24 protein-coding genes are annotated in these 22,395 nt (G+C 68.6%); 12 read left to right on the top strand and 12 right to left on the bottom strand.

Going from position 1 to position 22,395, the window contains the following annotated elements:
• Positions 1-28: 28 nt before the first annotated feature.
• The 4 genes from ACIPV5_RS04540 to ACIPV5_RS04525 all read right to left on the bottom strand — a co-directional run bounded on the left by ACIPV5_RS04540 (position 29) and on the right by ACIPV5_RS04525 (position 4,884).
• Positions 29-1,465, bottom strand: a complete 1,437-nt coding sequence (locus ACIPV5_RS04540) for a GH1 family beta-glucosidase (protein ID WP_400340012.1) — start codon at positions 1,463-1,465, stop codon at positions 29-31.
• Between the two features lie 5 nt (positions 1,466-1,470).
• Positions 1,471-2,361, bottom strand: a complete 891-nt coding sequence (locus ACIPV5_RS04535) for a carbohydrate ABC transporter permease (RefSeq protein ID WP_363519339.1) — start codon at positions 2,359-2,361, stop codon at positions 1,471-1,473.
• A complete protein-coding gene (locus tag ACIPV5_RS04530; RefSeq protein WP_053098589.1) occupies positions 2,358-3,464 on the bottom strand; it encodes a carbohydrate ABC transporter permease in 1,107 nt (368 codons plus the stop codon). The genes ACIPV5_RS04535 and ACIPV5_RS04530 overlap by 4 nt, the downstream gene beginning before the upstream one ends.
• 112 nt (positions 3,465-3,576) lie before the next feature.
• Complete coding sequence (locus tag ACIPV5_RS04525) at positions 3,577-4,884, bottom strand: ABC transporter substrate-binding protein (RefSeq protein WP_053098588.1); 1,308 nt, start codon at positions 4,882-4,884, stop codon at positions 3,577-3,579.
• 181 nt (positions 4,885-5,065) lie between these two features.
• Between ACIPV5_RS04525 and ACIPV5_RS04520 the strand changes: the two genes are divergently transcribed.
• The 3 genes from ACIPV5_RS04520 (at position 5,066) to purQ (ending at position 6,629) form a co-directional block, all read left to right on the top strand.
• Positions 5,066-5,596, top strand: a complete 531-nt coding sequence (locus ACIPV5_RS04520) for an adenine phosphoribosyltransferase (protein ID WP_053098587.1) — start codon at positions 5,066-5,068, stop codon at positions 5,594-5,596.
• Positions 5,597-5,676: 80 nt separating this feature from the next.
• Positions 5,677-5,925, top strand: coding sequence for a phosphoribosylformylglycinamidine synthase subunit PurS (gene purS / locus ACIPV5_RS04515; protein ID WP_053098586.1), 249 nt, complete (start codon positions 5,677-5,679; stop codon positions 5,923-5,925).
• Positions 5,922-6,629 (top strand): phosphoribosylformylglycinamidine synthase subunit PurQ, encoded by a 708-nt coding sequence (gene purQ, locus ACIPV5_RS04510; protein ID WP_053098585.1) that lies wholly within the window; start codon positions 5,922-5,924, stop codon positions 6,627-6,629. The genes purS and purQ overlap by 4 nt, the downstream gene beginning before the upstream one ends.
• Positions 6,630-7,145: 516 nt before the next feature.
• On the opposite strand, the gene ACIPV5_RS04505 is transcribed toward purQ, so the two are convergent.
• Positions 7,146-8,402 (bottom strand): hypothetical protein, encoded by a 1,257-nt coding sequence (locus ACIPV5_RS04505; protein WP_400340005.1) that lies wholly within the window; start codon positions 8,400-8,402, stop codon positions 7,146-7,148.
• A gap of 155 nt (positions 8,403-8,557) precedes the next feature.
• Here ACIPV5_RS04505 and ACIPV5_RS04500 point away from each other — a divergent pair, with 155 nt between their 5' ends.
• The gene (locus ACIPV5_RS04500; RefSeq protein WP_400340002.1) at positions 8,558-9,007 is read left to right on the top strand and encodes a VOC family protein; all 450 of its coding nucleotides are present in this window, start codon (positions 8,558-8,560) and stop codon (positions 9,005-9,007) included.
• Here ACIPV5_RS04500 and ACIPV5_RS04495 read toward each other — a convergent pair.
• A complete protein-coding gene (locus ACIPV5_RS04495) occupies positions 9,004-9,432 on the bottom strand; it encodes a DUF1761 domain-containing protein (protein WP_053098583.1) in 429 nt (142 codons plus the stop codon). The two genes, ACIPV5_RS04500 and ACIPV5_RS04495, sit on opposite strands and share 4 nt — an antisense overlap.
• A gap of 139 nt (positions 9,433-9,571) precedes the next feature.
• Between ACIPV5_RS04495 and ACIPV5_RS04490 the strand changes: the two genes are divergently transcribed.
• From ACIPV5_RS04490 to ACIPV5_RS04470, 5 genes are all read left to right on the top strand, one after another.
• Positions 9,572-11,233, top strand: coding sequence for a glycoside hydrolase family 13 protein (locus tag ACIPV5_RS04490; protein WP_400339998.1), 1,662 nt, complete (start codon positions 9,572-9,574; stop codon positions 11,231-11,233).
• A 90-nt stretch (positions 11,234-11,323) separates the two neighbouring features.
• Entirely contained in the window at positions 11,324-12,331 is a 1,008-nt protein-coding gene (locus ACIPV5_RS04485) for a LacI family DNA-binding transcriptional regulator (protein WP_400339995.1), read from the top strand.
• Positions 12,332-12,377: 46 nt separating this feature from the next.
• Complete coding sequence (locus ACIPV5_RS04480; protein ID WP_187248937.1) at positions 12,378-13,850, top strand: sodium:alanine symporter family protein; 1,473 nt, start codon at positions 12,378-12,380, stop codon at positions 13,848-13,850.
• A 94-nt stretch (positions 13,851-13,944) separates the two neighbouring features.
• Complete coding sequence (locus tag ACIPV5_RS04475) at positions 13,945-14,838, top strand: formylglycine-generating enzyme family protein (protein WP_400341239.1); 894 nt, start codon at positions 13,945-13,947, stop codon at positions 14,836-14,838.
• Between the two features lie 85 nt (positions 14,839-14,923).
• A complete protein-coding gene (locus ACIPV5_RS04470; RefSeq protein WP_400339992.1) occupies positions 14,924-16,423 on the top strand; it encodes an arylsulfatase in 1,500 nt (499 codons plus the stop codon).
• Positions 16,424-16,432: 9 nt separating this feature from the next.
• On the opposite strand, the gene nhaA is transcribed toward ACIPV5_RS04470, so the two are convergent.
• From nhaA to ACIPV5_RS04455, 3 genes are all read right to left on the bottom strand, one after another.
• The gene (nhaA, locus tag ACIPV5_RS04465; protein WP_400339989.1) at positions 16,433-17,713 is read right to left on the bottom strand and encodes a Na+/H+ antiporter NhaA; all 1,281 of its coding nucleotides are present in this window, start codon (positions 17,711-17,713) and stop codon (positions 16,433-16,435) included.
• Positions 17,714-17,777: 64 nt separating this feature from the next.
• On the bottom strand, positions 17,778-17,951 hold the full coding sequence (locus tag ACIPV5_RS04460) for a hypothetical protein (protein WP_171821976.1): 174 nt from the start codon (positions 17,949-17,951) through the stop codon (positions 17,778-17,780).
• Positions 17,952-18,002: 51 nt separating this feature from the next.
• On the bottom strand, positions 18,003-18,344 hold the full coding sequence (locus ACIPV5_RS04455; protein ID WP_053098578.1) for a helix-turn-helix transcriptional regulator: 342 nt from the start codon (positions 18,342-18,344) through the stop codon (positions 18,003-18,005).
• A gap of 83 nt (positions 18,345-18,427) precedes the next feature.
• Here ACIPV5_RS04455 and ACIPV5_RS04450 point away from each other — a divergent pair, with 83 nt between their 5' ends.
• Both ACIPV5_RS04450 and ACIPV5_RS04445 read left to right on the top strand, forming a co-directional pair.
• On the top strand, positions 18,428-19,762 hold the full coding sequence (locus ACIPV5_RS04450; protein WP_400339985.1) for an NAD(P)-binding domain-containing protein: 1,335 nt from the start codon (positions 18,428-18,430) through the stop codon (positions 19,760-19,762).
• The gene (locus tag ACIPV5_RS04445; protein ID WP_053098576.1) at positions 19,759-20,163 is read left to right on the top strand and encodes an arsenate reductase ArsC; all 405 of its coding nucleotides are present in this window, start codon (positions 19,759-19,761) and stop codon (positions 20,161-20,163) included. Before ACIPV5_RS04450 ends, ACIPV5_RS04445 begins: the two co-directional genes overlap by 4 nt.
• A gap of 173 nt (positions 20,164-20,336) precedes the next feature.
• Here ACIPV5_RS04445 and ACIPV5_RS04440 read toward each other — a convergent pair whose 3' ends face one another.
• The 3 genes from ACIPV5_RS04440 to fdxA are packed head-to-tail and all read right to left on the bottom strand — an operon-like array spanning position 20,337 to position 21,824.
• Positions 20,337-20,966: a superoxide dismutase gene (locus tag ACIPV5_RS04440; protein WP_053098575.1), complete on the bottom strand. Its 630-nt coding sequence runs from the start codon at positions 20,964-20,966 to the stop codon at positions 20,337-20,339.
• Between the two features lie 10 nt (positions 20,967-20,976).
• A complete protein-coding gene (locus tag ACIPV5_RS04435) occupies positions 20,977-21,501 on the bottom strand; it encodes a flavin reductase family protein (RefSeq protein ID WP_053098574.1) in 525 nt (174 codons plus the stop codon).
• Positions 21,498-21,824 (bottom strand): ferredoxin, encoded by a 327-nt coding sequence (gene fdxA / locus ACIPV5_RS04430; RefSeq protein ID WP_053098573.1) that lies wholly within the window; start codon positions 21,822-21,824, stop codon positions 21,498-21,500. Before fdxA ends, ACIPV5_RS04435 begins: the two co-directional genes overlap by 4 nt.
• A 79-nt stretch (positions 21,825-21,903) precedes the next feature.
• Here fdxA and soxR point away from each other — a divergent pair, with 79 nt between their 5' ends.
• A complete protein-coding gene (gene soxR / locus ACIPV5_RS04425; protein ID WP_053098572.1) occupies positions 21,904-22,380 on the top strand; it encodes a redox-sensitive transcriptional activator SoxR in 477 nt (158 codons plus the stop codon).
• Positions 22,381-22,395 lie beyond the last annotated feature (15 nt).

Genomic DNA, 22,395 nt, shown 5'->3' with positions numbered 1-22,395 from the left:
GGATGCTCCCTGGTGACGCCGCCCGGCGTCAGAGAGCGCGAGCGGCGATGATGCGAGCGTACTCCCGACCGGAGTCCTTCAGACTCCGCTCCTGGGTGTCGTAGTCGACGCGCACGATGCCGAACCGCTTGTCGTAGCCCCAGGCCCACTCGAAGTTGTCGAACATCGACCAGTAGAAGTAGCCGCGCACGTCGACGCCGGCATCCGCCGCATCGAGCACGGCGGCCAGGTGCAGGCGCAGGAACTCGGTGCGGTCCTCGTCGTGCACGCGGGTCTCACCGTCTTCGACGACCGCGACGTCGTCATAGGCGGCACCGTTCTCTGTCATGTACAGCACGGTTCCGGCGGGCTCGGCGTACTCGGTCCACACGCGCTGCAGCAGACGGGTGAGCCCCTCGGGCTGCACCTCCCAGTTCTGCGCCGTGCGGGGCAGTCCGCGTTCGACGGGGTGGATGCCCTCGCTCGACGGATACGGGCTCCGACCGACCCGGTCGGTCGCGGGTCCGCCGCTGAGCGGGGTCCGCTCAGGGGCGGGAGCCGTGCCCGAGACGAAGTCGCCGTGGTAATAGTTGACACCCTGCGTGTCGATGCGCTGAGAGATGACATCGAGGTCGCCGTCGTGCACGGCATCCGTGAAGCGGGCGACGGCATCGGCATCCACCGACCGGATGTCCCGGATGATGTCGTCCGGGTACACGCCCCGGTAGATCGGGTCGAGGAACCAGCGGTTGAACTGGCCGTCGACGCGACGCGCGGCGTCGATGTCTGCGGGGTTGGTCGGATCGGCGGGGTCTGCGACCGTGTGGTTCAGCGTGATGCCGAGATTCAGGCTCTCATCCCGGCCACGCAACTCACGGACCGTCTCGCCGTGGGCGAGCAGCAGGTGGTGCGCCGAGAGCAGACCCTCGGCGACGCTCGTGTGACCCGGAGCGTGCTCGCCGCCGGTATAAGAGAGGAACGACGAGCACCACGGCTCGTTCAGGGTCGTCCACACGTTCACCCGATCGCCCAGGGCGTCGTGCATCGTGCCGGCGTACTCGAGGAAGCGTCCGACGGTGTCACGGTTGGTCCACCCGCCGGTCTCCTGCAGCGCCTGCGGCATGTCCCAGTGATAGAGCGTCAGCCAGGGCAGGATGTCGTTCGCGAGCAGCTCGTCGACCAGGCGCTCGTAGAAGTCGACGCCCTTCGCGTTGACCGCGCCGCCGTCGGGCCGGACGCGCGACCACGAGGTCGAGAAGCGGTAGGTCTGCAGCCCGAGCTCCTTCATGAGAGCGACGTCCTGCGGATAGCGGTGGTAGTGGTCGCACGCCACATCGCCGTTGTCGCCGCCGATCACGGCGCCGGGCTCCCTGCTGAAGGCATCCCAGATCGACGCGGTGCGCCCGTCTTCGAAAGCCGCCCCTTCGATCTGGTACGCCGCTGTCGCGGCGCCGAACAGGAAGTTCTCGGGAAAGGCACGGGTCATAGGGGTCATCCTTTCACCGCGCCCGCCATGATGCCACTGACCAGCTGCCGGCCCGCCACGACGAACAGGACGAGCAGCGGAAGGGTCGCGAGCACCGCACCGGCGAGCACGATGGAGTAGTCGATGTAATAGCCGGACTGCAGCTGGCTGAGGGCCGTCTGCAGTGTCGGGTTCTGCGGGGAGAGCACGATCAGCGGCCAGAGGTAGTCGGTCCACGCCGTCATGAAGGTGAAGAGGCCGAGGATCGCCATGGCAGGACGAGCGGCGGGGATGCCGACGGTGAGGAACGTGCGGAACTGGTTCGCGCCGTCCATCCGCGCCGCCTCGATCAGCTCGTCGGGGATCACGTCGACCAGGTACTGCCGCATGAAGAAGACGCCGAAGGCGGTGACCAGGGTCGGCACGATGACCGCGCCGATCGATCCGGTCCAGCCGAGCTCGCGCATCAGCATGAACAGCGGGATGATGCCGAGCTGCGTCGGGATCGCCATGGTCGCGATCACGAAGATCATCAGTCCGTCGCGGCCCTGGAAGCGCAGCTTGGCGAAGGCATAGCCGGCCAGCGTCGAGAACGTGACGACCGACACCGTGATGATCGCCGAGATGAGGAACGAGTTGCCCAGAGCGAGCCAGAACGGGATCGCGTCGAACACCTTGGCGGCGTTGGTGAAGAAGTTGCCGCCGGGGATCAGCGGCAGGGTCTCGCCACGCGTGGCGTTCGTGCCGCTCGCCACGACGACCGACCACCACAGCGGGTAGACGCTGCCGATGATGAACGCGGCGAGCAGGCCGTAGGTGAGGAAGCCGGGGCGGCTGCCGATCCCGGCGTTGCCGCCCACGGCGCCTCGACGGCGACGGATCTTCTCGGGGACGCTCAGCGCCTGGGTGGCGGTCATCGCGCATTCTCCTCGGTCGTGGTGGCGATCGTCGTGCCGGCGGCGGCCGTCGCGGCTGCGGCGGCAGCGGCGGTGCGGGCTCGTCGGCGCGCGGCGCGGCTCTTCGGAGCATCCCCGGTCGAGATGCGTCGGGAGATCAGGAAGTTGATGACGCCGATGCCGACGATGAGCAGGAACAGCAGGATGGCGACGGCGGATGCTTCGCCGAGGTCCCGGCGGAAGAAGGCGAGCTCCCACAGGAACAGCACGGTCGTCTGGAACTGCCGGTCGCTGCCGCCGATGCCGCCCGCGGTCGAGACGTCGAACAGCCGGGGCTCGGCGAAGATCTGCAGACCGCCGATCGTCGCCGTGATGATCACGAAGATCAGCGTCGGGCGGATCGTGGGGATCGTGATCGAGAAGAACCGGCGAGCAGCGCCGGCTCCGTCGAGGGCTGCCGACTCGTAGAGATCGCGCGGCACCGCCTGCATGGCGGCGAGGAGGATGAGGGCGTTGTAGCCGGTCCAGCGGAAGTTCACCATCACGGCGATCGCGAGGTGCGACAGGGCCGTGTTGTGCTTCCACTCCTGGTCGGCGATGCCGATCAGATTGAGCAGGTTGTTGGCGAGGCCGTCGGCCTCGTTGAAGATGCTCGAGAAGATGATGGCGACGGCGACGGGGGTGACGACGAACGGGATGAGAACGCTCATGCGCCAGAACGTCGGGGCACGCAGGCCGCGGTCGAGGAGGTAGGCGATCACCAGGGCGACCGCGAGCTGCGGGATCGCCGACAGAAGGAAGATGCTCAGGGTGTTGAAGATCGAGTTCCAGAACATCGGGTCGCCGAGGATCTCGACGAAGTTCCCGGCGCCGATGAACTCGCCCTGTCCCTTGAGCAGGTCCCACTCGTGCACGGCCACCCACACCGTGTAGAGCAGCGGGAAGAGTCCGACCAGCCCGAAGAGCAGGAAGAACGGCGAGATGTAGAAGTACGGGGAGGCGTTCTGGTCGAACCGCGAGATGCGGTGCCGCCAGGGACGCCGAGCCGCGGCATCCGTCTTCGGGCTCTTCGCGTCGTTCGACGACGCGGATGCCGTCTCCGAGCGCTCATGCGTGAGGGTCATGACTCTTCCTTGGTCCTGTTCCGGGCTTCCGTGGTGCTCCGGTCACAGCCCGTGCCGCCCCGGTGAAGGCGGCGCGGCACGAACTGCGACCGGAACGGATGCGGTGGCTGGGTCAGTCGACCAGCTCGTTCAGGAGCTCGACCGCGGCATCCCAGGCGCCCTGGGTGTCGGTCTCGCCACGGTCGAGGCCGCTGAGGGCCGGACCGAAGACGTTCTCCTGGATCACCGAGTCATCGGCGCCCTTGAACTGGGCGACGACGCCCTTGGCACGCTCGGCGAGGATGGCACCGGTGGGTGCGTCGTTGAAGAACGCGTTCGGAGTCGCCTCGGACGAGAGGGTCTCCTGCGCCTTGATCGTCGACGGGAAGTTGCCCGCGGCGGCGGACTGCTTGACCTGCTGCTCGGGCTGCGTCAGCCAGTTTGCGAGGTCGGCCGCGGCCTCCTTGTGCTGCGAGCTCTCGGGGATCGACAGGAACGCGCCGCCCCAGTTGGCTGCGCCGCCGGGGAAGACGTCGGCGAAGTCCCAGCCGGTGGAGGCGTCGCCGCCGCCGGCCTCGACCTGGCCCTGCACGACGCCGAGCATCCAGCCCGGGCAGACGAACGTGGCGAAGGTGCCGTCGACGAACGACTTGCCGCCGTTCCAGTCCCACGCGGTCTGCGCAGCGGACTGACCGCCTTCGGTCGCGGCTCCGAGCAGCTCGAAGCGCTCCTTCAGCTCGGCGTTGTCCTCGACGTTCAGCTCGCCGTCAGAGGTGTAGTACCCCTCGTCGAGCTGGTTGACCATGGCGTTCCAGACGAAACCGGAGTGGTCGTACCAGGCCTTGCCGGTCTTGGCCGTGTACTCGGCGCCGACCGCGAAGTAGTTCTCCCAGTCGCCGTTCAGCAGCTCGGCGACGGACTCGCGGTCGCTGGGCAGGCCGGCTGCCTCGAAGGCGGCGCCGTTGTAGCAGATGCCGCTCGGGCCGATGTCGGTGCCGTAGCCGATCACGCGGCCCTCGGCGTCGGTCGCCTGTCCGTACTTCCAGTCGACCCAGTCGGACTTGCGGTCTTCGATGCCGTAGTCGCGCAGGTCGACGAAGGTGTCGGAGACGTCCATGATCGCGCCGAGCCACCCCTCCTCGATCGCGACGACGTCGCTGAGACCCGAGCCGGCTGCGATCTTCGTGAACGCGTCGGTGCGGGCGTTGCCGCCGGTGTCGATGTTGGTCGCCTCGATCGTGACGTTCGGGTTCGCCTTCTCGTACTCGTCGTAGAGGTCGTCGTATCCGAAGGTGCCGAAGGTGGTGACGGTCAGTGTGACCTTCTCGTCACCGGAAGCGCTGTCGCCGGCATCGGCGGAGGCGCAGCCGGCGAGGGCCAGGGCGGAGACGGATGCGACGGCTGCTGTCGTCAGGATCCGCTTGCGGGCACGTGTGTTCACAGTTCACTCCTTTGTGGTGGGTCGTGCAGTGGTGGTGCGGGTGGTGCTCGGGGTCGTGCGTGGGCTTTCCGTGATGGCTTCCCGTGAGGATTCCTGTGGGAGCGCTCCCACGCACTGTCCAGTGACTCTATGGGAGCGCTCCCACGGTGTCAAGCCCGAGCCTTTCGCGTAGCCTTGACCGGTGCCCGACACCGATCTCTCCCCCGCCCTCGTCCGCGCCGAATCCCTGATCCGCAGCATCCCCGACTATCCCGAGGCGGGGATCATCTTCCGCGACATCACCCCGCTGCTCGCCGACGCCGAGGCCCTGCAGGCGACCACCGACGCGATCATCGCGCCGTTCGCCGGACAGTTCGACGTCGTGGCGGGCATCGAGGCACGCGGCTTCATCCTCGCCGGAGCGGCCGCGATCGCCGCAGGCGTCGGCCTCATCCCGATCCGCAAGGCCGGCAAGCTGCCCCGCCCCGCGGCATCCGTCGACTACGCCCTCGAATACGGCACCGCGACGATCGAGATGCACGACGATCTGCCCGCCGGATCCCGCGTGCTGCTCATCGACGACGTGCTCGCCACAGGGGGCACGCTCGCCGCCGGACGCGAACTGGTCGAGCGCCTGGGCAGCCACGTCGTCGGCATCTCCGTGCTGTTCGAGATCGACGGTCTCGGCGGCCGCGAGGCGATCGGCGACCTGCACACCGTCTTCCACGCCTGAGCCCCGTCACCCGGAAATCGGGCGAGTCCCGAGCCGGTAGACTGGACACGCCCGTCCGCCCGCGACTTCCGGAGCCGTTCATGCCCACCATCGTCGTCGACGTCATGCCCAAGCCCGAACTGCTCGACCCGCAGGGGAAGGCCGTGTCCGGCGCATTCTCCCGTCTGGGCGTCGAGGGCTTCTCCGATGTCCGCATCGGCAAGCGCTTCGAGCTCACCGTCGAAGGCGAGGTCACCGACGAGATCCTCGCCGAGGCCCGCCGCATCGCCGATGAGGTGCTCTCCAACTCCGTGATCGAGGACGTCGTCGGCATCGAGGTCGCCGAGTGACCACGCGCATCGGCGTCATCACCTTCCCGGGCTCGCTCGACGACCGCGACGCCCAGCGCGCCGTGCGCATCGCCGGCGCCGAGCCGGTCGCCCTCTGGCACGGTTCGCACGATCTCGAGGGCGTCGACGCCCTCGTGCTGCCCGGCGGCTTCAGCTACGGCGACTACCTGCGCGCCGGTGCGATCGCCGCGCTCTCGCCGATCATGGCGGAGGTCAAGGACGCCGCGGCCAAGGGCATGCCGATCCTCGGCATCTGCAACGGCTTCCAGATGCTGGTCGAGGCGCACCTGCTGCCCGGCGGCCTGATCCGCAACGATCACCAGCACTTCGTGCGGCGCGATCAGAAGCTGATCGTCGAGAACTCCGACACCGCGTGGACCAACCGCTTCCGCACGGGCCAGGAGATCACGATCCCGCTGAAGAACGCCGACGGCGGGTACATCGCCGACGAGGAGACGCTCGACCGTCTCGAGGGCGAGAACCTCGTGGCATTCCGCTATGCGGGCGTGAACCCGAACGGCTCGCTGCGCGACATCGCCGGACTCACCAACGAGGCGGGCAACGTCGTGGGGCTCATGCCGCACCCCGAGCACGCGACCGAGGCCGGCTTCGGTCCCGACACCTCGGCCGCCATGCGCTCGGGCATCGACGGCGTCGACTTCTTCACCAGCGCGATCGCCGCCGTCGCCCGCGTCGCCGCGTAAGAGGTAGGCGCGCACAGCCGGGGCCTGTTCCGCACCCGCGCCCGCAGCCGGGCCAGTTCCGCACCGCGCGCACAGCCGGGCCAGTTCCGCACCCGCGCCCGCAGCCGGGGCCAGTTCCGCACCGCGCCCGCAGCCGGGGCCAGTTCTGCACCCGAATCGCCGGTTTCGGATGCGTTATTGGCCCCGCATCAGCGGAGGATGCGCTTTTGGCCCCGCACCGGCGCGATGACGCCGGCCCCAGCACCGAGGGTGTCGGTTCCGCACCCGCTCGCGCAGCCGGGGCCAGTTCCGCACCCGCTCGCGCAGCCGGGGCCAGTTCCGATCCCGCTCGCGCAGCCGGGGCCAGTTCCGCACCGCGCCCGCAGCCGGGGCCAGTTCCGCATCCGAATCACCCGAATCCGGTGCAATAGTGACCACGCACCGCGCCGGAGGTGCACTAGTGACCCCGCACCGCGCCGGAGGTGCACTAGTGACCCCGCACCGCGCCCGACGTGGCGACACACCGCGCGCGACGGGTCAGTCGACGGGCAGCGCGAAGGGATTGTCGCCTGCGGCGGCGAGCAGGTACCAGGCCGTCGCACCGGTGTGCAGGCTGGCGTAGTAGAGGTCGCCGAAGCCCGAGTCGAGGCCGTCGGTCGACGTCGCCACGATCCCCTTGCCGTCGCCGTTGGGCGCATCGCGCTGACCGAGGCGGATGCTGCTCAGCAGCGACTCCACGCGCTCGGCGTCACCGGGCGCATCGCGCAGCGTGAGAGCGAGCGCCAGGTGGCCGGATCCCTCGAACCACACCTTCGACACGTCGGCGTCGCTGATCGACGCGCCCTGATACTGCCCGTCCGTCGCGATGAGGTGGGTCAGCGTCCAGTCCAGCGAGGTGTCGTAGCGGGGGTCGCGCGTGGCGAGCGAGCTCCAGGTCTGCGCGTCGAGGGGAATGGGGCGGGTGTTGACCGTCGACCCGTCCAGCAGGGTGCCCGTGTCGACATGGCCGTCGGCGCTCTGCATCGCGGCCACGAAGGCCGACGCGACGCCGGCCCGATCGGCCCAGACGGAGTCGCCGGTGAGCTGTGCGAGCTGCGTGAAGAAGCCGGCGATATCGCTGTTGTGCTCGGTGGACTTCCACTCCAGCGACGAGCCGTTCTCGAGCTGGCCGCCGGTGTATCCGAAGGGCGCGCGCACCATGTCGGCGGTGTTGTTCTGGATCCATTCGGCGATCTGCACCGCCCCGGCGAGGTACTTCGAGTCGCCGGTCGCGTGGAAGAGACGCGCGAGCGCCATACCGGTCCAGGCCTGGTTGCCGGTGAACGTGCCGGGGCCGGTGATCTCGACCCTCCCCTGACGGATGCCGTGCGGCTCGTACGAGGTGCGCACTCGGCCGTCGCCGATCGGGTCGTTCGCCTGCACGAAGAGCAGGGTGTCGCCGATGGTCCGCGCCCGACGGATGTCGTCGGGGAGCCCGCGTGCCGTATAGGCGATCACGACGAGGGCGTCGTCGTAGACGAACGACGGGGTGAAGTCCCAGGTCGGCAGGTCGGTGAAGAAGCCTCCCTGGTAGCTGCGGGGAAGGCAGTGCCCCGCGCCGTCGCAGAACTCGTCGACGCGCGCATCGAGGAACTCGTAGGCGAGGGCGACCGACAGGGTCGGATCCGGTGCGGCGGTCGGGTCGTCGGCGGGGGCATCACCGGAGGCCGCGGTGGTCACGCCCGCGACCATCGCGGCGGCGATGAGTGCGGCGGCGAGCATCCATGGCGCTGAACGGCGCGATGAAACCGACATGAAGACCCCCTCGGTCTGAACCGCAGTCGGCGACCGCAGGCGACCAGGAGGTCACGTGCAAAATGCTGGCATACCAGGAAGTCTCGGCGGAAGTGGCGAAGGTCTAGTCTTTCGAGGCGCCCGGCGTGTCGCGCCCCGCGAGTAGCATGCGAGCCATGCCCATCACACTGGAGAACGTCGGCATCGCCGTGCGCGACCTCGAGGCGACGATCGCCTTCTTCACCGATCTCGGCCTCACCGTGCTCGGTCGGGACGAGGTCAGCGGCGAATGGGCCGACACCGCCGTCGGCCTCGACGGCAACCACGCGAAGATCGCCGTGCTGCAGACACCCGACGGCCACGGTCAGCTCGAGCTGTTCGAATACATCCATCCCGACGCGATCGAGACCGAGCCGACCCTGCCGAACGAGATCGGGATGCACCGGGTGGCGTTCTCCGTCGACGACATCGACGAGTCCCTGGCCATCGCTGCCCGGCACGGATATCACCCGCTGCGCGGAGTCGCGAACTACCAGGACGTCTACCGGCTCACCTATCTGCGCGGCCCGAGCGGGATCCTCGTCATGTTCGCGCAGGACCTCACGAAGGATGCCGCGGCGAGCTAGCCGAGAGCCGGCGGCCAGACGCCGATGATCACGGCCATGACCACGATCGTGACGATCTCGTGTGCGATGTTCATGGTGGTCAACGCCGTCGGGCGACCCTCGAAGGCGTCGTGCGTGATGAACCGCGCGGCCGTGAACCCGGCCCACAGCAGCACGCCGGTGACGACGGCGGCCCAGAAGAACGATCCGTCGTAGAAGTGCCAGGCGATCGCGGATGCTCCGGCGAGCACCCACGCCGTCGCGAAGCTCACGATCACGGTGGTGATGATCGCCATCGTCGCGCTCGCCCCCGGACGGTCCATGTCGACGTTCGCGAGCTTCGACCAGCGGGTGCCGAACACCTTCGGCGCGTACCAGATCGAGCCGACGATCATGCTCGAGGCGGTCGCGAGCAGAACGGCCCAGTAGTTGATCTCGGGAACCATGACAGCCTCCTGTGGTCGGATGCCCGAAGCATACTCCCGGGCCTGCAAGCGGCTGCGGACCGGCGCAGAATATCGGCTCCCCGAATCGATTCGATGCTCGCTCTGGCAATCATGTAAGCGTTTGCACTAATCTGTTGCCATGGCACAGCTTGAGCAGATCGCAGCCCCCGGTTCCGAGTGGTGGCGCAGCGCGGTCATCTACCAGATCTACCCCCGTTCGTTCGCCGACGCCTCGGGCGACGGCATCGGCGACCTGCCCGGCATCACCAGCCGGCTCGACTCGCTGAAGGAGCTCGGCGTCGACGCGATCTGGCTGAGCCCGTTCATGACGAGCCCGCAGCGGGACGCCGGCTACGACGTCGCCGACTACCGCGACGTCGACCCGCTGTTCGGCACCCTCGACGACTTCGACACGATGCTGAACGAGGCGCACGCCCGCGGCATCCGCGTCGTCGTCGACCTGGTCCCCAACCACTCGTCGGCGCAGCACGCCTGGTTCCAGGAGGCCCTCAAGGCTGCTCCCGGCAGCCCCGAGCGCGCGCGGTACATCTTCCGCGACGGCAAGGGCAAGAACGGCGAGCTGCCCCCGAACAACTGGGAGTCCGTCTTCGGCGGCGGCATGTGGGAGCGCGTGACCGAGGCCGACGGCACGCCGGGCCAGTGGTACCTGCACATCTTCGACCCGACGCAGCCCGACTTCGACTGGAACAACGAAGAGGTGCGCGAGGAGTTCCGCTCGATCCTGCGCTTCTGGCTCGACCGCGGCGTCGACGGCTTCCGGGTCGACGTGGCCCACGGCATGATCAAGGCCGACGGCCTGCCTGACTACACGCCCCCGGCAGACGCCGACTCGATGGGCGGCGGCGAGGCGAACGTGCCGTACTGGGGCCAGGACGGCGTGCACGACATCTACCGCGACTGGCACAAGGTGCTGGCCGAGTACGACGGCGACCGCGCGCTGTGCGGTGAGGCCTGGATGCCGACACTCAAGCAGACCGCCCTGTGGGTGCGCCCCGACGAGATGCACCAGACCTTCAACTTCCCCTACCTCATGACCGAGTGGGACGCGAAGGCTCTGGGGTCCGTCATCCGCGAGTCCCTCGACGCGTTCGGCGAGGTCGGCGCACCCAGCACGTGGGTGCTGTCGAACCACGACGTCGTGCGCCACGCGTCGCGACTCGCGCTCACGGCCGAGAACCCGCAGGGCGAGGGCATCGGCCCGAACACCCCGCACAAGCCCGACACCGCCATCGGACTCGCCCGCGCTCGCGCGGCGACGACCGTGATGCTCGCGCTTCCGGGTTCGGCATACCTCTACCAGGGCGAGGAGCTGGGCCTGCCCGAGGCGATGGAGATCCCCGACGCCTTCCGTCAGGACCCGACGTGGTTCCGCACCAACGGCGAGCGCTACGGTCGCGACGGATGCCGTGTGCCGCTGCCGTGGGAGGCGGATGCTCCGGCGTTCGGCTTCAACGAGACCGGTGCGTCGTGGCTGCCGCAGCCCGCCGACTGGGCGTCGTACTCGCGCGAGGTCGAGGAGAAGGACGAGACCTCGACCCTGTCGCTGTACAAGCAGCTGCTCGCCGGTCGCCGCGAGCACGGCTTCGGAAGCGGCTCCCTCGTGTGGGAGGACGCCGGAAAGCACGCGGTCGCGTTCCGTCGCGGTGCGGTGCACGTGGTCGCGAACCTCGGCAAGAAGCCTCTCGCGCTCCCGGCCGACGCGACGATCGTCGTCAGCAGCCAGCCGTTCGAGGGCACCCACCTGCCCGTCGACACGGCGGTCTGGTACACCACGGCGTAAGCCGCACGACGTTCCGGTCGCAGTTCGCGCCGCCCCCGGCTCCGCCCGACGGCACGAACTGCGACCGGAACGGCTCAGAGAGGATCCCCCATGGCGAGCATCGATGAGGTCGCCCGGCTCGCCGGCGTCTCGACCGCGACGGTCTCGCGCGCGCTGAGCGGCCGAGGCCATGTGTCGGAGTCGGCCCGCCTGCGCGTGCAGGAGGCGGCATCGGCGCTCGGCTACGTCGTGTCCTCCCGCGCGTCGAGCCTGGCATCGGGCCGCACCCGCAACATCGGGGTCGTGGTGCCCTTCCTCGACCGATGGTTCTTCAGCACCGTGCTGTCGGGGGTGTCGTCGGCGCTGATGCGCGAAGGCTACGACATCACCCTCTACAACATCACCGCCGACAAGGACGTGCGCCGCCACGTGTTCGACACCTTCCTGCGACGGCAGCGAGTGGATGCCGTCATCGCGGTGTCGATCGAGCTCGACGACGACGAGACGCAGTACCTGCTCGACCTCGGCCTGCCGGTGATCGCGATCGGCGGGCCGAACCCCAAACTCGACACCCTCACCGTCGACGACGTCGCCGTGGCCCAGCTGGCGACCGAGCACCTGATCGGTCTCGGACACCGCGACATCGCCCACATCGGCGCGAACCCCGAGTTCGACATCGACTTCCACATCCCGACGAATCGTCGCCTGGGCTTCGAGAAGGCGCTGGCGAAGGCCGGCATCCCTCTGAATCCTGCCTTCCTCGAACCCGCCGACTTCACGGTCGAGGGCGGATACCGCGCGGCGAAGCAGCTGCTCGGACGCCCCGGCCCGCGACCCACCGCCGTGTTCGCGGCATCCGACGAGATGGCGATCGGGGCGATCCTCGCCGCCCGCGACCTCGGATTCGCCGTGCCGGACGACCTCTCGATCGTCGGCATCGACGGTCACGAGCTCGGCGAGTTCTTCCGACTCAGCACCGTCGACCAGTTCCCCCTCGGGCAGGGCGAGCGTGCGGCGGATGCCGTGCTCGCGAAGCTCGCCGACGGCGAAGCCGAGGGAATACCGGCCGAGCTCCCCTACGAGCTGAACGTCCGAGGCACCACCGCGCGCTTGGTCTAGGAGCGGAATATCACCACGGGCGCCAGCATGCCGCCATACTGATGCGATGGACGCGCTCAACGATTTCGTGCTCTCTGCCGGCGATGGGCTCTGGACGTGGGTGGTGCTGCCGATCCTCGTGGTCCTCGGCCTGTACTTCACCGCGCGATCGGGCGTGGTGCAGTTCCGGCTGATACCGGAGATGTTCCGCACCCTCACCGACCGGACACCCCGGAAGGAGAACGGCGAGCCGCAATCGGTCTCGGCGTTCCAGGCGTTCACGATCTCAGCGGCCTCCCGCGTCGGCGTCGGGAACATCGCGGGCGTCGGCACAGCGATCGCCATCGGCGGCCCCGGCGCGATCTTCTGGATGTGGACGATGGCGTTCATCGGCGGTGCGTCGAGCTTCATCGAGTCGACCCTCGGTCAGGCGTTCAAGGTCCGCGACAAGGACGGCTTCCGCGGCGGTCCCGCGTACTACATGCAGCACGGACTCAAGGCGCGCTGGATGGGCATTCTGTTCGCCGTCATCCTGATCGTCTGCTTCCCCTTCGCCTTCAGCTCCCTGCAGGCGAACACGATCAGCGCCACCGTCTCCTCGAGCTTCGGCGGCGAAGTGGGCTGGATCCCCTGGGTCGTCGGCATCATCCTGGCCGTCCTGACCGCCCTCGTCGTCTTCGGTGGCATCCGTCGCATCGCCAGCGTCACGCAGGCGGTCGTCCCGGCGATGGCGCTGGGATACCTGCTGCTCGGCCTCGTGATCGTCGGTATGAACTTCGAGCGCCTCCCCGAGGTGTTCGCCTCGATCTACACCCAGGCGTTCGGGTTCAACGAGGTCGTCGGGGCCGCACTCGGAACCATCATCATGACCGGCGTCAAGCGCGGCATGTTCTCGAACGAGGCCGGTCTCGGCTCGGCGCCGAACGCGGGCGCCACCGCCGCCGTGACCCACCCGGTGAAGCAGGGACTCGTCCAGACCCTCGGGGTCTACTTCGACACGTTCCTCGTCTGCTCGATCACGGCGTTCATCATCCTGGTGTCCACGCCCGACCTCGCGAACGCGACCCGGGGCATCGGGCTCACGCAGAATGCGATCGTGAGCAACCTCGGCGAATGGTCGAACATCCTCCTGAGCATCATCATCTTCCTGCTGGCGTTCAGCTCGATCCTCGGCAACTACTACTACGGCGAATCCAACATCGAGTTCATCAGCAGCCGACCCGCCGTCCTCACCGCCTACCGCGTGCTCGTCGTCGCGATCATCTTCCTCGGATCGATCGCCTCGGCGGACATCATCTGGAACACGGCCGACGGCATCATGGGGCTCATGGCGATCGTGAACCTCGTGGCGATCGCGCTCCTGTCGGGCATCGCGTTCAAGCTGCTGCGCGACTACTCCGATCAGCGGCGTGCGGGGCTCGACCCTGTCTTCACCCGTGCGCGGATGCCCGAGGTCACGGGCATCCAGTGCTGGGAGGACGAGCTGAGCGTCACCGGTCCGATCCCCGTCCAGGGCGAGCAGCGCACCCGCCGGGGCTAGCGCGCGGCCGGTCGGCTAACCCGGCGCGGGCGACCGTAGCCGCTCCCGCTCCGGCGCGGACGCTACGCTGACGCGGGTGACGAACATTCGCGACATGGTGCTGATCCCCGGCGGAACCTTCCGGATGGGGTCCGAGGACTTCTACCCCGACGAGCGCCCGGTGCACGAGCGCGAGGTCGCCTCGTTCGAGATCGACCGCTACGAGGTGACCAACGCGCAGTACGCGGAATTCGTCGATGCCACGGGATATATCACCGTGGCCGAGCGGCCTCTCGACCCGGCTGCCTTCCCGGATGCGGATCCGAGGGACCTCGTGCCCGGTTCCATGGTCTTCACGCCGACCGCCGGCCCGACCGACCTGCGCAACTGGCGCAACTGGTGGCGCTGGCAGGCGGGCGCCTCCTGGCGGCATCCGTTCGGCCCCGACTCGTCGATCGACGATCGGCTGCAGCATCCGGTCGTGCACATCGCGTTCGAGGACGCGGTCGCCTACGCCGACTGGGTCGGGATGCGCCTGCCCACCGAGGCCGAGCACGAGTACGCCGCCCGCGGCGGGGTCGACGGTGCGCCGTTCGCCTGGGGCGACGAGATCTACCCCGGCGGCGAGGCGCAGGCGAACTCCTGGCTGGGTCGCTTCCCGTATGACAACCAGGGCGTCGGCGGCACGGCCCCGGTCGGGTCGTACGCCCCCAACGGCTACGGACTCTACGACATGATCGCGAACGTCTGGGAGTGGACGAGCGACTTCTACACGCCGCGGCATCTGAAGCTGTCGGACAAGCCGGTGGATCCCGGCAAGCGCGCGAACCTGTTGGCGGCGGCGAGCGCGCAGGAGGGCTTCCCGAGCATCCCGCGCCGGGTGCTGAAGGGCGGATCACACCTGTGCTCCCCCGACTACTGCCTGCGCTTCCGCCCGGCCGCCCGCTCGCCCCAGGCGGAGGACACCGGCATGTCGCACATCGGATTCCGCCTCACCCGCTCCGTGTGAGGCACCCCTGGGCATTGACCCGAGCCCCTGGTTGGCTGAGCGGCACGGGCGCCTGCCCGGCCTCACCGCCGACCGAGGAGCGACAATGTCCGACAAGCCCAACATCCTCATCATCTGGGGCGATGACATCGGCATCGCCAATCTGAGCACCTATACCGACGGCCTGATGGGCTATCGGACTCCGAACATCGACCGGATCGCCGATGAGGGTGTAAAGTTCACCGATTACTACGGCGAGCAGAGCTGCACCGCCGGGCGTGCGGCGTTCATCACCGGACAGAACCCCTATCGCACGGGTCTCACGAAGGTGGGGATGCCGGGGGCGAAGCTGGGGCTCCAGCCGGAGGATCCGACGATCGCGGATGCGCTCAAGCACCACGGCTACGCCACCGGCCAGTTCGGCAAGAACCATCTCGGCGACCGCGACGAGCACCTGCCGACGGCGCACGGCTTCGACGAGTTCTTCGGCAACCTCTATCACCTGAACGCCGAGGAGGAGCCGGAGCACCCGGACTACCCGACCGACGAGGAGTACCCCGGGTTCAGCGAGCGGTTCCGCCCGCGCGGCGTGATCCACTCGTGGGCGAACGACGACGGCACGCAGCGCATCGAAGACACCGGTCCGCTGACGAAGAAGCGCATGGAGACCGTCGACGAGGAGTTCCGCGATGCTGCGGCGGACTTCATCCGCGCTCAGGCCGACGACGACACCCCGTTCTTCGTGTGGTTCAACTCGACGCACATGCACTTCCGCACCCACACCAAGGAGGAGAGCAAGGGGCGGGCCGGACGCTGGCAGTCGGAGTATCACGACACGATGCTCGATCATGACGACGTGGTGGGCAGTCTGCTCGATCTGCTCGACGAGCTCGGCCTCGCCGAGAACACGATCGTCATGTACTCCACCGACAACGGCCCGCACATGAACAGCTGGCCGGATGCCGGCATGACGCCGTTCCGCAACGAGAAGAACTCGAACTGGGAGGGCGCCTACAGGGTCCCGGCGATGGTGCGCTGGCCCGGGCACGTCCCCGCGGGCAGGACGCTCAACGGCATCGTGAGCCACAACGACTGGTTCGTGACGCTGCTCGCGGCGGCCGGCGACGCCGACATCGCCGAGCGTCTGAAGGCGGGCACGGATCTGCACGGCACCGACTTCAGGGTCCATCTCGACGGCAACAACCAGCTCGACTACATCACGGGAGTCGCCGAGCACAGTCCGCGACGACACTTCTTCTACGTCTCGGACGACGGCGACCTCACGGCGCTGCGCTTCGAGAACTGGAAGTTCGTCTTCCTGGAGCAGCGCGCGGTCGGAACCCTGCAGGTGTGGCAGGAGCCCTACATCGAGCTGCGGTTCCCGAAGCTCTTCAATCTGCGCACCGATCCGTTCGAGCGCGCCGACATCACCTCGAACACCTACTGGGACTGGGTGCTCGACCACATCTTCCTGTTCATCCCGGCCCAGGCGTATGTGGCGAACATGCTGCACACCCTTGCCGAGTTCCCCGCTCGCCAGGAATCGGCATCGTTCACGATCACCCAGGTGATGGCGAAGCTGCAGTCGACGGTCGGCAGCTCCTGACCATCGCCCTCAGGCGTCGAGCGGCGATCGGCGGGCGAGAGCGTTGCGCCTCGCGAGCATCAGCCCGCCGATCACCGCGGCGATCAGGGAGCCGAGGAGCACGCCGATCTTGACGTGCTCGTCGGCGACCGAACTCGACCCGTAGGCGAGCTCGCCGACGAGCAGGGAGACGGTGAATCCGATTCCGGCGAGGAACGCCATGCCGGTGAGGTCGGGCCAGCGCAGCGATTCGTCGAGACGCAGAGCGGGCACCCGGCTGAGCAGGAACGTGGTCGCGAGGATCCCGATCGGCTTGCCCAGGACGAGGCCGACGATGATGCCGATCGCGATCGGATCGGTCAGCGCCGACGCGAGCCCCGCGAGTCCGCCGATCGTGACGCCCGCCGCGAAGAAGGCGAACACGGGCACGGCGAACAGCGTCGCCACGACACCCCACCGGTCGGCGAAGTGCGGGGCGAGGCCGTCGTAGAGAGGCTCGCCGTCGGCATCCGTCCCTCGCGGCACCCGAGCGTGCTCGGTCGGGATGACAGGAACGACGAAACCGAGGAGGACTCCGGCGACGGTCGCGTGGATGCCGGCGGCATGGATGCAGACCCACACGGCGATCGCGAGAGGCATCAGGATCCACCACGCCCGCACGCCCTTCTGCACGAGCAGCGCGAATCCTGCGAGGGGCAGCAGCGCGAGAGTCAGCCAGGGGAAGCTGATCGAATCGGTGTAGAAGGTCGCGATGATCGTGATGGCGATCAGGTCGTCGATGATCGCGAGTGTGAGCAGGAAGACACGGAGCGCCGGTGGGAGGAACTTCCCGACCACGGCGATCACGGCGACCGCGAACGCGATGTCCGTGGCGGTCGGGATGGCCCAGCCGCGCAGGGCGTCGCCGTCGCCCGCGTTGATCAGGGCGAAGATGATCGCCGGCACGATCACCCCGCCGACGGCTGCGGCGATCGGCAGCGCCGCCTGACGCGGATCGCGCAGTCGGCCGGTGACGAACTCCTCCTTCAGCTCGAGACCCACGACGAAGAAGAAGATCGCGAGCAGGCCGTCCGCGGCCCAGGCCCCGATGCTCAGATCGAGATGCAGCTCGGGGATGCCGAACGTGAAGTCGCGCACCGACTCGTACCACGACACGGCGGGGGTGTTGGCGAGGATCAGCGCGGCGACGGTGGCGGCGAGCAACAGTGAACCCCCGAGCACCTCGCTGCGGGCGTTGGAGCGGATGCCTCGCCACAGCTCATGGGGAGCCAGGCGGAGACGGGGACGGGTGCGGACAGGAGAAGCGGACATGACGAGACCTCACGCGAGAGAAGGGGTGAACGACGCGGAAGACCGCACCCCACAGAGGCGCGGTCTAGTCGCGTGGCGGCGGGCAGCCCGCGATCTCGCCGTGCGAGAGAGTGCCCCAGACGCTGGTCCACCCGTTCGTGCCCGGGTGGAGCACGACGCGCATCCATTCCTTCATCGGAGTCGCCGAGCGCAGCTCATGCGGAGCGCGCGCCGAACCGGCGATCGAGAGGAGGGCCATGGAATCAGCCTATCGGGATGACCGCACGCCGACCTGAGGAGCGCAGCAGGATCAGACGGCTCGCAGCGCGTCGCCGGCGGCGTCGAGAGCGCCCTCGGCGAGGGAGAAGTACGCCCACTTGCCGCGCTGCTCACGCGTGACGAGTCCGGCGTCCGCCAGCAGCTTCATGTGATGCGAGACCGTGCCCTGCGACAGACCGACCGGATCGGTGAGGTCGCAGATGCAGGCTTCGCCACCCGCGGCCGACGAGATCAGCGAGAGCAGACGGATGCGCGTCGGGTCGCCGAGCGCCTTGAACAGGCGGGCGATCCGTTCAGCCTCGGCGAGCGGAAGAGCGGATGCCGCGCGCGGCGTGCAGCAGCCCGTCTGCTCGATCGTCACCGGAAGCGTCATGCGCTCATCCTCTCACGTATTGACAATCTTCGATACGTGGGCGACGCTTCTCGTATTGAAGTCTTTCGATCTGAGGAGATGTCGTGTCCGAGCTTCCCATCGTCGTCATCGGCGCGGGGCCGCAGGGTCTCGCCGCGGCGGCGCATCTCGTCGAACGCCGCGAAGACGTCGTCGTCCTCGAACGCGGGCGCGGCCCTGCCGCCGCGGTCTCCGAATGGGGCCACGTGCGCCTGTTCTCGGCGTGGCCCGAGCTGACGGATGCCGCCGCGCGTCGCCTGCTCGAGCCGACCGGGTGGACCGCACCGACCGCAGGCTGCCCGACCGGGGCGGAATGGGTGAGCGACTACCTGGCGCCTCTCGCGGGCGCACTCGGTGAGCGGATCCGGTACGGCACCGCCGTCACGGGCGTCGCTCGCCAGGGTCGCGACAAGGTCGTCGAGTCCGGACGCAGGAACCAGCCGTTCGTCGTGCACACCCGCGACACGGACGGCACCGAGTCGCGGATCCGCGCCCGGGCGGTCATCGACGCGAGCGGCACCTGGGACCTCCCCCACCCTGCGGGCGCAGACGGCTTCCCCGCCGTGGGCGAGGCCGCGGCATCCGATCTGATCTCCTATCGCATCCCCGACGACGTGTCCGAGCTCGCGGGTTCGCATGTGGTCGTCGTCGGAGCGGGACACTCCGCCACGCACGCCGTGCTGCGCCTGAGCGAACTGGCCCGCCGGTCGCCGGGGACCCGCGTCACCTGGCTGCTCCGCCGAGGGAGCGCCGCGAACGTTCTCGGGGGCGGCGCCGGAGACGAGCTGCCCGAACGCGCAGCGCTCGGCTCTCGGGTGTCGAAGGTGATCCATGACGGTGTCGTCGAGGTGGTGACAGGATTCCGCGTCGCCGAGTTCCGACGGGACGGGAGCGGCCTGGTGATCGTCGCCGAGGACGGACGCGAGATGGCGGAGATCGGGCACGTGTTCGCGCTCACCGGATTCCGGCCGGACACCGGCATCCTGCGCGAACTCCGAATCGACCTCGACCCCGCTCTCGATGCGGTCGCCGGCATCGCCTCCGAGATCGACCCCAACATCCACTCCTGCGGTTCGGTGGGCGCGACCGGTGCCCGACAGCTCACGCAGCCGGAGGAGGGCCTCTTCATCGTCGGCGCGAAGTCCTACGGTCGAGCTCCGACCTTCCTCGCCCTCACCGGTTACGAGCAGGTGCGCAGCGTCGCCGCCCACCTCGTCGGTGATCGGGAGGGCGCGGCCCGCAACGAACTCATCCTGCCCGCGACCGGGGTATGCGGGGGATCAGGAGACTTCGACGACGGGGCGGGCGGCTGCTGCGCGGCTCCGGCGGTGCTGCAGATCGGCAGGACGCCGTTGACGACCCTCGACCCCGCACGCTCGCCTACCCTGGAGACATCATGACCACCACCAAACCCTCCGTCCTTTTCGTGTGCGTGCACAACGCCGGACGCTCGCAGATGGCCGCAGGCTTTCTGCGCGAGGTCGCCGGCGACCGCATCGAGGTGCGCTCCGCCGGGTCCATGCCCGCCGACCAGATCAACCCGATCGCGGTCGAGGCGATGAGCGAACTCGGCATCGACATCACCGCCGAGCAGCCCAAGGTGCTCACGACCGAGGCCGTGCAGGCTTCTGATGTCGTGATCACGATGGGATGCGGCGACGCCTGCCCCTTCTTCCCCGGCAAGCGCTACGAGGACTGGGAGCTCGACGACCCGGCCGGGCAGGGCATCGACTCCGTGCGCCCGATCCGCGACGACATCCGCCGTCGCATCGAGGCGCTCGCGGGCGAACTGCTCGCCTGACTCTCACTCGATCGGGAGGAGATCTGCGGACGGGAGGGCGGATGCCGCGGCATCCTCCTCCGGATCGCGGATCTCCTCCCGATGCGGCGCGTTGGCCGCAACGCGGCGCGCTGGCTGCAATGCGGCGCAGATCTCCTCCCGACGCGCTGGCGCCGGGAGGAGATCCGTGAGATTCAGCGGGCGACGATGAGGCCCGCGGTTTTCTCCTGCACAGCCTGGAACCGGCGCTGCACGTCGGACCAGTTGACGAGCTCCCAGAACGCCTTGACGTAGTCGGCGCGCACGTTGAGGTAGTCGAGGTAGTAGGCGTGCTCCCAGACGTCGAGCTGCAGCAGCGGCGTGACGCCGAGCGGGGCATTGCCCTGCTGGTCGAACAGCTGGAAGATGACCGGACGCGCACCGACGCTGTCCCACGCGAGCACAGCCCAGCCCGAACCCTGCACACCGAGAGCGGTGGCGGTGAAGTGCGCGCGGAAGGCGTCGATCGAGCCGAACGCGTCGGTCAGCGCGGCCTCCAGCTCGCCCTCGGGGTTGCCGCCGCCATCGGGCGACAGGTTCTCCCAGAACACCGAGTGGTTGATGTGACCGCCGAGGTTGAACGCGAGGTCCTTCTCGAGCTTGTTCACGGCGGCGAAGTCGCCGGACTCGCGGGCCGCGCCGAGCTGCTCGAGCGCCGTGTTGGCACCGGTGACGTAGGCCTGGTGGTGCTTCGAGTGGTGCAGCTCCATGATCTTGCCGGAGATGTGCGGGGCGAGCGCCGAGTAGTCGTACGGCAGCTCGGGAAGGGTGTACGGAGTGGGCATGCTGTTCCTTTCAGTCGTTCTGATCGGTGGGGAGTGAGTGGAATCGGCGGTCGAGGTAGACGAGCGGTCGGCCCGCCCGCCCGAGCAGCACCTCGTCGATCTCGGCGACCACGACGGTCGATGAGCCGACCGCGACCGTCGACATCGTGTGACCGCGCATCGCGGCTCGCGCCTCGGCGAGGTACGGCTCACCGGTCGGAAGGGTGCCCCACCCCTGCTCGGGGGTGAAGCGGTCGGCGCCGCTCACCGCGAAGCTCTGCGCCAGGGCCGAGTGCTCGTCGTCGATCAGGTGCACGACGAACGACTCGGCGTTGAGGATCGAGCCCGCGCTGCCGGTGGCCCTGGTGACCGAGAACACGATCGCCGCGGGGTCGACCGCGACGGATGCGACGCTCGACGCCGTGAGACCGACGGGACCGGCAGGGGTCATCGCCGTGATGATCGCGACCCCCGCCGGATGCGCGCGGAACGCGGCCTTGAGCCCTTCACCGACCTCGGACGGAACCGGCGCGGCGGGGTGCTGCTGACTGCTCATTCGGGTGCCTCCTGGGGCGGAAGTGCGGCGATGATCGGGTGGTCGCGCTCGATGATGCCGAGCTTCGCGGCGCCACCGGGCGACCCGAGCTCATCGAAGAACTCCACGTTGGCCTTGTAGTAGTCCTGCCACTCGTCGGGCAGGTCGTCTTCGTAGTAGATCGCCTCGACGGGGCAGACGGGTTCGCACGCGCCGCAGTCGACGCATTCGTCGGGGTGGATGTACAGCGAGCGTTCGCCCTCATAGATGCAGTCAACAGGGCATTCGTCGATGCACGCACGGTCCTTGACATCGACGCAGGGCAGGGCGATCACGTAGGTCATCGGGTGGCGGTCTCCGTTCGGGTCACGGTTGCCACCGTATGACCTCAAGTACACTTGAGGTCAAATCGAGGAGGCCGCGATGAGCACCGATCCGGACCGGATTGCGCACGGACCCGACGAGCCGCTGACGATCGGCGAGATGAGCAGGCGCACCGGCGTCGCCCCGTCCGCCCTGCATTTCTACGAGAGCCTCGGTCTCATCGCGTCGACGCGCACCGCCGGCAATCAGCGCCGCTACGCCCGACACATGCTGCGCCGGGTCTCGCTCATCACCGTGGCGAAGCGCCTCGGCATCCCCCTGTCGGATGTGCAGGACGCGTTCGCCGACGTCCCGCTCACGCAGACCCCGAGTCACGCCGACTGGCAGCGGGCGTCACGCCGCTGGAAGCGCGAACTCGAGAAGCGCCGCGAGGGCATCGAGCGACTCGAACGAGAGCTGACGGGATGCATCGGCTGCGGATGCCTGTCGATGAAGGCGTGCGGTCTGCTCAACCCCGACGATGCCCTGGGAAGTCAGGGCGCGGGGCCGCAGCGCCTCCGCGACGAGGACGCCTGAGCGCCCTCGTCGCAG

Source organism: Microbacterium sp. NPDC090014, assembly GCF_044748285.1.
In the GTDB taxonomy this organism is placed as follows: Bacteria; Actinomycetota; Actinomycetes; order Actinomycetales; family Microbacteriaceae; genus Microbacterium.
This window is presented reverse-complemented; position numbering and strand designations above follow the sequence as displayed.

Coding starts and splice junctions, on each gene's coding strand:
- ACIPV5_RS04540 (WP_400340012.1), bottom strand. CDS start 1,465: ATGACCCGTGCCTTTCCCGAGAACTTCCTGTTCGGCGCCGCGACAGCG.
- ACIPV5_RS04535 (WP_363519339.1), bottom strand. CDS start 2,361: ATGACCGCCACCCAGGCGCTGAGCGTCCCCGAGAAGATCCGTCGCCGT.
- ACIPV5_RS04530 (WP_053098589.1), bottom strand. CDS start 3,464: ATGACCCTCACGCATGAGCGCTCGGAGACGGCATCCGCGTCGTCGAAC.
- purS (WP_053098586.1), top strand. CDS start 5,677: ATGCCCACCATCGTCGTCGACGTCATGCCCAAGCCCGAACTGCTCGAC.
- ACIPV5_RS04505 (WP_400340005.1), bottom strand. CDS start 8,402: ATGTCGGTTTCATCGCGCCGTTCAGCGCCATGGATGCTCGCCGCCGCA.
- ACIPV5_RS04500 (WP_400340002.1), top strand. CDS start 8,558: ATGCCCATCACACTGGAGAACGTCGGCATCGCCGTGCGCGACCTCGAG.
- ACIPV5_RS04495 (WP_053098583.1), bottom strand. CDS start 9,432: ATGGTTCCCGAGATCAACTACTGGGCCGTTCTGCTCGCGACCGCCTCG.
- ACIPV5_RS04490 (WP_400339998.1), top strand. CDS start 9,572: ATGGCACAGCTTGAGCAGATCGCAGCCCCCGGTTCCGAGTGGTGGCGC.
- ACIPV5_RS04485 (WP_400339995.1), top strand. CDS start 11,324: ATGGCGAGCATCGATGAGGTCGCCCGGCTCGCCGGCGTCTCGACCGCG.
- ACIPV5_RS04480 (WP_187248937.1), top strand. CDS start 12,378: ATGGACGCGCTCAACGATTTCGTGCTCTCTGCCGGCGATGGGCTCTGG.
- ACIPV5_RS04475 (WP_400341239.1), top strand. CDS start 13,945: ATGGTGCTGATCCCCGGCGGAACCTTCCGGATGGGGTCCGAGGACTTC.
- ACIPV5_RS04470 (WP_400339992.1), top strand. CDS start 14,924: ATGTCCGACAAGCCCAACATCCTCATCATCTGGGGCGATGACATCGGC.
- nhaA (WP_400339989.1), bottom strand. CDS start 17,713: ATGTCCGCTTCTCCTGTCCGCACCCGTCCCCGTCTCCGCCTGGCTCCC.
- ACIPV5_RS04460 (WP_171821976.1), bottom strand. CDS start 17,951: ATGGCCCTCCTCTCGATCGCCGGTTCGGCGCGCGCTCCGCATGAGCTG.
- ACIPV5_RS04455 (WP_053098578.1), bottom strand. CDS start 18,344: ATGACGCTTCCGGTGACGATCGAGCAGACGGGCTGCTGCACGCCGCGC.
- ACIPV5_RS04445 (WP_053098576.1), top strand. CDS start 19,759: ATGACCACCACCAAACCCTCCGTCCTTTTCGTGTGCGTGCACAACGCC.
- ACIPV5_RS04440 (WP_053098575.1), bottom strand. CDS start 20,966: ATGCCCACTCCGTACACCCTTCCCGAGCTGCCGTACGACTACTCGGCG.
- ACIPV5_RS04435 (WP_053098574.1), bottom strand. CDS start 21,501: ATGAGCAGTCAGCAGCACCCCGCCGCGCCGGTTCCGTCCGAGGTCGGT.
- fdxA (WP_053098573.1), bottom strand. CDS start 21,824: ATGACCTACGTGATCGCCCTGCCCTGCGTCGATGTCAAGGACCGTGCG.
- soxR (WP_053098572.1), top strand. CDS start 21,904: ATGAGCACCGATCCGGACCGGATTGCGCACGGACCCGACGAGCCGCTG.